Annotated in this window: 6 protein-coding genes and 1 pseudogene; 4 read left to right on the top strand and 3 right to left on the bottom strand. The window is 41.0% G+C overall.

Annotated features, from left to right (window positions below; translation table 11 throughout):
- Nucleotides 1-272 (top strand): annotated as a pseudogene (locus I8751_RS17115) (transposase); the annotation flags it as partial.
- Nucleotides 273-529: 257 nt separating this feature from the next.
- On the opposite strand, the gene I8751_RS17110 reads toward I8751_RS17115, so the two are convergent.
- Nucleotides 530-1,474, bottom strand: a complete 945-nt coding sequence (locus I8751_RS17110) for an ADP-ribosylglycohydrolase family protein (protein WP_214440334.1) — start codon at nucleotides 1,472-1,474, stop codon at nucleotides 530-532.
- Nucleotides 1,475-1,839: 365 nt separating this feature from the next.
- Nucleotides 1,840-2,259 (bottom strand): rhodanese-like domain-containing protein, encoded by a 420-nt coding sequence (locus I8751_RS17105; protein ID WP_318780340.1) that lies wholly within the window; start codon nucleotides 2,257-2,259, stop codon nucleotides 1,840-1,842.
- 369 nt (nucleotides 2,260-2,628) lie between these two features.
- Here I8751_RS17105 and bchM point away from each other — a divergent pair, with 369 nt between their 5' ends.
- The 3 genes from bchM (at nucleotide 2,629) to I8751_RS17090 (ending at nucleotide 4,407) form a co-directional block, all read left to right on the top strand.
- Nucleotides 2,629-3,315: a magnesium protoporphyrin IX methyltransferase gene (gene bchM, locus I8751_RS17100; RefSeq protein ID WP_214440332.1), complete on the top strand. Its 687-nt coding sequence runs from the start codon at nucleotides 2,629-2,631 to the stop codon at nucleotides 3,313-3,315.
- A 153-nt stretch (nucleotides 3,316-3,468) separates the two neighbouring features.
- A complete protein-coding gene (locus tag I8751_RS17095) occupies nucleotides 3,469-3,957 on the top strand; it encodes a hypothetical protein (protein WP_214440331.1) in 489 nt (162 codons plus the stop codon).
- A 69-nt stretch (nucleotides 3,958-4,026) separates the two neighbouring features.
- On the top strand, nucleotides 4,027-4,407 hold the full coding sequence (locus I8751_RS17090) for a DUF423 domain-containing protein (RefSeq protein WP_214440330.1): 381 nt from the start codon (nucleotides 4,027-4,029) through the stop codon (nucleotides 4,405-4,407).
- Nucleotides 4,408-4,528: 121 nt separating this feature from the next.
- Here I8751_RS17090 and I8751_RS17085 read toward each other — a convergent pair whose 3' ends face one another.
- The gene (locus I8751_RS17085; RefSeq protein ID WP_214440329.1) at nucleotides 4,529-6,442 is read right to left on the bottom strand and encodes a choice-of-anchor Q domain-containing protein; all 1,914 of its coding nucleotides are present in this window, start codon (nucleotides 6,440-6,442) and stop codon (nucleotides 4,529-4,531) included.
- Nucleotides 6,443-6,573: the final 131 nt, after the last annotated feature.

The raw sequence follows: 6,573 nt of genomic DNA, 5'->3' as shown, positions 1-6,573 counted from the left end.
GCTATTTGGTAATTGACCGCGCCTCCGAATTGATTACTCGACCACTCAAAGATTTTGGCGACTTAGGGCAAATTCCTAGCCTGGAAACACAGCAAAGAACTTTGCCTGTGTTTGATAATCACCGGGTGGCAAAGCGCTTTTCTACCAAGCGCGATCGCGTCATTAAAGTCCCTGATAGTAAACTGTTACATAAGGCTAGTACTCATCTGCAAGCCAAAGGTATCACACGACTTTTAATTGATGGTCAAGTTTACTCTCTGTCTCTGGTCTAAGACTCGGCATGGGGCATAAGGAAGAAGGGTAAAGGGAAAGGGGTAAGGGGGAAAGGGTTTATTTCTTCATCCTTTACCCTTTAACCCCTTCAGGGTTCGCCAGTCGCTCATGGGGGAAACCCCCAAGACCGCGCTGGCTCACCTTTTCCCAAGATTGTTCATCCTCTGCTCCCTAATCCCTAATACAGTTTGGCGGAAATAAACCATCCACTTTAAATGTCTGAAACCTCTGCAAAAAGGTAATTACGAATTACGAATTACGAATTATAAACAGCTGCTGCAAAACGCATTGCCAAGTTAATAATGTCTTGTTTGCGGGCGATTTGATTGATCCATTCTTGGGGAATACTTTCAACGCCGTAGTAAATTCCGGCTAACCCACCAGTAACCGCAGCCGTAGTATCTGCATCACCACCTAAGTTGACAGCCTTCAATACAGCCTCCGAGTAGGATGAGCTATTTAATAAGCACCATAAAGATGCCTCTAAAGTATCAATCACATAGCCGCCAGAATTAATCTCTTCAATTGGCACTTGGGCAATTTCACCACCCAAGACTCTGCCAAAATGAGGCTTCTCTAGGATATGTTCACGAGCAGAATAAATTTTTTGGATATTTTCTAAGCCTTGTAAATAAGCTGTTTGGAGATTAGCCCCTTTTAATAGCTCTACTGCAATAGTAATGTAAATGCCGCAGGCCATTTGCGATCGCAGATGGGCATGAGTAATTGCTGAAACATCATGCACTCGCAAAATTAATTCACTAAAGGTTAAGGTTTGATGACAGTAAGCCATCGGCAAAATTCTCATTAAAGAACCATTGCCATTACTATTTTCTACCTTACCGCCGGCTTGGTGGGGTAAAACTCCCTGTTTAAGGCGCATAATTGCCGCATGGGTAGTTTGACCAATATCAAACAAGTCGCCACGGGGAGTCCAGTAAGCCGCCTTGTACCAACGCCAGAAGGAATTAGCTATCGCATCTAAGGAATAACCTCTACAAAGGCTTTCTGCCAAGCAAAACGTCAAAGAACTATCATCAGACCAAGTTCCCGGTGGTTGATTCCATGTGCCATAACCCTGCATCTCTGTCACCGGAGATTTAACTCGTTCAGCGCGGCTAGTAAACTCTACTGGCACACCCAACGCATCACCGACACATAAACCCATCAAACCAGATAATGTTTTTGCAGCGGTTAGCATTATTCAATCTCCATGAAAATTGCTAAAATTTAACTTTATATATTTCTTCTATACCTTGTTGCCATAACCGTTACAGCCGAATATTTGATCTTATTTGAAAAGCTAGGTAAGTACTAGTAAATCGGGTATTTTATCTGTCTAATAGTATTTAAAATTAATTAGAGCTTTATGCCAGTTTAAAAAGTGCCTAACTAGATTAGCCTATCCTGGGCTTTGGTATTAACTTGGCGATCGCGCTGAAGGTTTTGAGTCTACAGCGTTTTTCGGTTGGATGTATTACACCTATTAAGAAGAAAGGGGCTAGAGACTAGGGACTAAAGGCGAGAGTAATGTACCTTATCCAAATGAAATTTGCTGTAACTTGACTAATTCTCAGCATGGTAACTAGTTTTTAGCATTTTTCCCCAGATTGGATCATAAGGATGCACAAGTTGTGTTGGATGTGCGTCATCTTTAAATATGGGCCGTTCTTCATTTGCCCACTGGAAAAGACCACCACTCAAGTTGTAAATCTGGGAAAATCCTTGCCTTTGAAGTTGTTGGGCAACTTTGGCGCTACGATAACCAACCGAACAATATACGATAATTGGTGTGTCTTTTGACTCTGTCGAGAGTGCTGTTAGACCGGGTGCAACAGGATCAATACGTAGCGCTGTTTTGATGTGACTAATTTCATACTCTGGTTGGCTTCGTGCATCAAGCACAAATGGCTGTGGCTTTACAGGATTGAGGAGCCAGTCAGCAAATTCTTCTGTTGTGATCTGACTAACAGTTGGAAAATTCACCCTGATAAAGAGTTTTAGTAAACTTAAAGCTAGCGATCGCAATGGATTTTCATGCTCCAGTACTTTTATTTTGTCCTACTGCCAAACCCATGAATTTTAAATCTCACCAAAGTACCTTGGACATTTTGAGAGCGTGAATGTCAGGAATAGTAATGATTTTATCTCCTGCTTCCAGTAAAGCTGCCATATTCCACGGCATGGTAATCACAATTTAGCAAGAATTAATTACTTAACTGATTTGAGGAACATAAAAACTTCAACTTTGACCTTTTCATGAGACTTCATCCTAAAAATCTGTGAAAGCGATCGCCCTTGTCGGTTCCTAACAATGATAATTTTAAGCAGTGGGAACCCTTTAAATCGAAGTTTATGAACGCAGCTGACGATAAAACGATTGTTCGTGAGTATTTCAATTCCACAGGGTTTGACCGCTGGAGGCGAATTTATGGTGATGGTGAAGTTAATAAAGTCCAGTTAGATATCCGCACTGGACACCAGCAAACTGTAGATACAGTTATCGGTTGGCTGAAGGCTGATCAAAATTTATCAGAGCTTTCAATCTGCGATGCTGGATGTGGTGTAGGTAGCCTTAGCATTCCTTTAGCAGCAGATGGTGCCAAAATCTATGCTAGTGATATTTCCGAAAAAATGATAGAAGAAGGCAAAGAAAGAGCCTTACAAACCTTGGGAAATGCCGAAAATCCTACTTTTGCTGTGCAGGATTTAGAATCATTAAGCGGTAATTACCACACCGTAATTTGTTTAGATGTTCTGATTCACTACCCTCAAGAAAAAGCCGATGAGATGATTTCTCATCTATGTTCTTTGGCACAGTCACGGATAATTATCAGTTTTGCACCGAAGACTTGTGCCCTGAGTATACTCAAGAAAATTGGTAGTTTCTTTCCGGGGCCAAGTAAGACAACTCGTGCTTATTTGCACCGTGAGGCTGATGTAATGAAAATTCTAGAAAGTAATGGCTTTTCAGTACAACGGCAGTCAATGACTCGGACTCGCTTTTATTTCTCCCGCATACTGGAAGCAACACGTAATTAACAAACTGTTGATGAGAGGAGTTTGCAGATTTTCCTCTCTCTTCATATTAAAGTTTCATGAATTTTTTTAGTATTGCGAGATGTTCCCAATTATTGAAAGCTTTGTGAAAGTGAGGTTAGAATCGCAAGCAAAGTGTAAATCCGAAGTGAAACTATGAAGACTGCTGAAAAATTGGCTGCGGGTTGGTTATTAACGCTTGGATTCATGTTTTTAACACTATCAGTATCAGCGGTACTTGAAAAAAATACTATGTTAAAGACAATCTCAACAAATGATGATGAGGAATTAGTTAAAGAATATTTGAACAGAGATGCCCTGTATTTACTTGATACTACTGCCAGACAAGGTATTATTTTTGGCGTTCCCACTATGTTACTTGGGGGATGGTTAAGCTTAGCATTATATCGTCAAGGCAAGTATGAAGAAAAGGCAATTCAGAAACAAATAAGCGATCGCCTGCAATCAACTTTTTATCAGATGCTAAAAGAAAATCATGGACACGTAACTGTTTTAGGTTTTGCGATGCATTCACAACTACCAGCAGCCGTGGCCAGAGAATATTTAGACGAAAAAGCTAAAGAATTCAACGCTAATTTTAAAGTGACTGAAGAAGGGGCCTTATCATATCATTTTGACATCTAAATATAAATCCTAATTCAGGATTTATAATTGTGCTTCGTTGAATTTTCAATCAAATTACGGCTAGGTCTCATGACACAGTTTTTTTTGAGCATAGCTGCTTTTTTTGGCGGTTTGTCAGTTGCCGCAGGTGCTTTCGCTTCCCATGCCTTGCGGGAAAAAATTAGTGAGCGATCGCTAGAAATTTTTGAAACTGGCGCTCGCTATCAAATGTATCATGCTCTAGCACTTTTGTTTGTGGCACTACTAATTAGTCGCACCCCATCACCTCAACCTACTCTCATAGCTAGCGGGTGGCTTTTTATCATTGGTATTGCTATTTTCTCAGGTAGCTTGTACGCCCTAAGCTTAACTGGTGTTAAATCATTGGGTGCAATTACACCACTAGGCGGAGTGGCTTTTCTTGCTGGTTGGGGTGCTTTAGCTCTGGCTGCTTGGAGTTTCAAGCTTTAAAAATTAGGAGTTAGAAATCAAAAGTTAAAAACTTTAAACTCCTAACTCCCAACCTTAACAGCAAGCTATGAATATCTGTCATGATCACAGGTACTTCAGGTAATAGACCTGCTCAATACATCTACTGTAATTTGAAATTATCAGCAGTTAAAGTGTTGGCTTTAAAGCTTTTTAGCATTACTACATCACCAAATATATTGTCATTATTCGTGTCAATGCTAACAACTGTATTGTTGCCAATTTGTCCTAGTCGTATACAATCTTGGAAACGATTAGAGTTTTTATTCTTAGCCATATTGAAGATTTGGCTGAGGTCAATGATATCTCTTTTTCGCTCAAAACCCATAATAATGTCACCTCTTTGTGAATAGTATTGGAAGACATATTGGTCATAACCTTCTCCGCCAATTAGAACATCGCTACCACCTCCACCAATCAGGACATCGTTACCATAGCCACCCATCAGGATATCGTTACCATTACTACCAACTAATGTGTCCTTGCCTTTAGTGCCATAAATAATGTTGTTAATCAAATTACTATTGGACGCACTTGTGACTCCACTGAGTGGATTAGATCTACTGACATTTGCCTCGAAAGCACCAATATCTGGTTTACTATCTCGCTGTACCATGCCAGCATCAAAGGTCGGTACAGAACTATTTTTGACACCAGCATTAATAGCAGGACTGTCTGATTTAAGGGGATGCACTAAAACCCCTCCAATGTTTTTTAGCGAATCAAGCATCGGGTCAACAATTTGACTACCTGCTACAACTCGGCGACCTCCCCAAACTGGACTTGGGTATTCAATATTGCCACCACCGTCTCTAAGTACAAAATCCACTTGCATTTGTACTGGAGTACTTGAGGTGTTGTTAGCAACAATCGAGTTGGTGAGTGTTACAGGGACAGTTGCATTTCGTACCCAAATTGCTCCCGCAGCTCGCCCAGCTGAGTTATCAACGATAGTGGAATTGACGATGTTAACGGGGGCGGTATCACTAGTGTTAATAAATATTGCTCCACCTGCATCTTTGCTGACACTATTCCCAGAAAAGGTGCTGTTGATGATGTCAACTGGTGATTTACCATCGAGCCATATACCCCCACCTTGCTTGATGGCAGTATTATCAGCAAAGGTGACGTTGCGAATTGTTAGGTCACTGTTCCCTCGCAACCCACCCCCGCGGGAAATTCCTTGAGCATTAATATCAGCTGAGTTGCCAATTACGGTGCTGTCTTCGAGGATAATTTTGTCTGGGCCATAACCATAGAGAAAAAGTGCGCCTCCTTCTCCTTTGGTCTTATTTTCTTCAAAGTGACTACCACGGATAGCAATTGTACCTCCTACTTTGGAACTAGTCCCTACCGGATTAGCACCATCGGTGAAGATAGCGCCGCCACCCATGTCACCTTCTGAACTATTTTTGAGAAAGACTGAGTTTTCTACAGTCAGTGTACCCAGTAGGCTATAAATCGCACCGCCATTTACTCCCTTGTTGTTAGTAAATTTGCTGTCTTTGACAACAAGATTACCAGCACCAGCGGTGGCGATCGCCCCACTACTGAAGCCAGAGTTTGTTAAGCTACCATCGTTACCATCAAATTCACTATTAACTACAGTTGCTCTACCACCAAAGCCAAGGTAGATGGCTCCACCTTTGCCAGCACTATTATTGTTAAATTGAGAGTTGGTGATTTTTATACTGCCGTAGTCTAAGACTTGAATTGCACCACCATTTCCAGATGTGTAACCGTCAGCAATAGTCAAATTATTAAATGTCACATTGACTTGTCGCTCTACGAGAAATACCCCTGTGGTATTGTTACCGCTAATTTTTAAATTTGCTGCCCCTATGCCATCAATATTTATATCCTGGTTAATTACAAGCTTCTCACTGGTGAGTTTGATGGTTTTGTTGGCAAGACTGGAAGCAAACTTAATAGTATCTCCTGCTTGAGCTGAAGAGATTGCCTCTCGCAAAGAACCTGCTCCGCTGTCTGCGGAAGTAGTAACGCTAATGATAGCCATGCTTTGAATTCCCTTTTATATCAACTTTTTAGATAGAGATTTGAACAAAATTACTAGTTTTGTGATTCAGAAGTGCCCTATTCATCGTTCTGGGCGATAAAATTCATCACACCCTGGATAGTCTTTTTTAT

This window comes from Atlanticothrix silvestris CENA357, from assembly GCF_016056295.1.
In the GTDB taxonomy this organism is placed as follows: domain Bacteria; phylum Cyanobacteriota; class Cyanobacteriia; order Cyanobacteriales; family Nostocaceae; genus Atlanticothrix; species Atlanticothrix silvestris.
The sequence above is the reverse complement of the archived record's forward strand: the minus strand, read 5'-3'. Positions and strand labels throughout refer to the sequence as shown.

What these genes read in the sequence shown, in the direction of transcription:
- I8751_RS17110 (WP_214440334.1), bottom strand. Translation starts at nt 1,474, where the DNA reads ATGCTAACCGCTGCAAAAACATTATCTGGTTTGATGGGTTTATGTGTC.
- bchM (WP_214440332.1), top strand. Translation starts at nt 2,629, where the DNA reads ATGAACGCAGCTGACGATAAAACGATTGTTCGTGAGTATTTCAATTCC.
- I8751_RS17095 (WP_214440331.1), top strand. Translation starts at nt 3,469, where the DNA reads ATGAAGACTGCTGAAAAATTGGCTGCGGGTTGGTTATTAACGCTTGGA.
- I8751_RS17090 (WP_214440330.1), top strand. Translation starts at nt 4,027, where the DNA reads ATGACACAGTTTTTTTTGAGCATAGCTGCTTTTTTTGGCGGTTTGTCA.
- I8751_RS17085 (WP_214440329.1), bottom strand. Translation starts at nt 6,442, where the DNA reads ATGGCTATCATTAGCGTTACTACTTCCGCAGACAGCGGAGCAGGTTCT.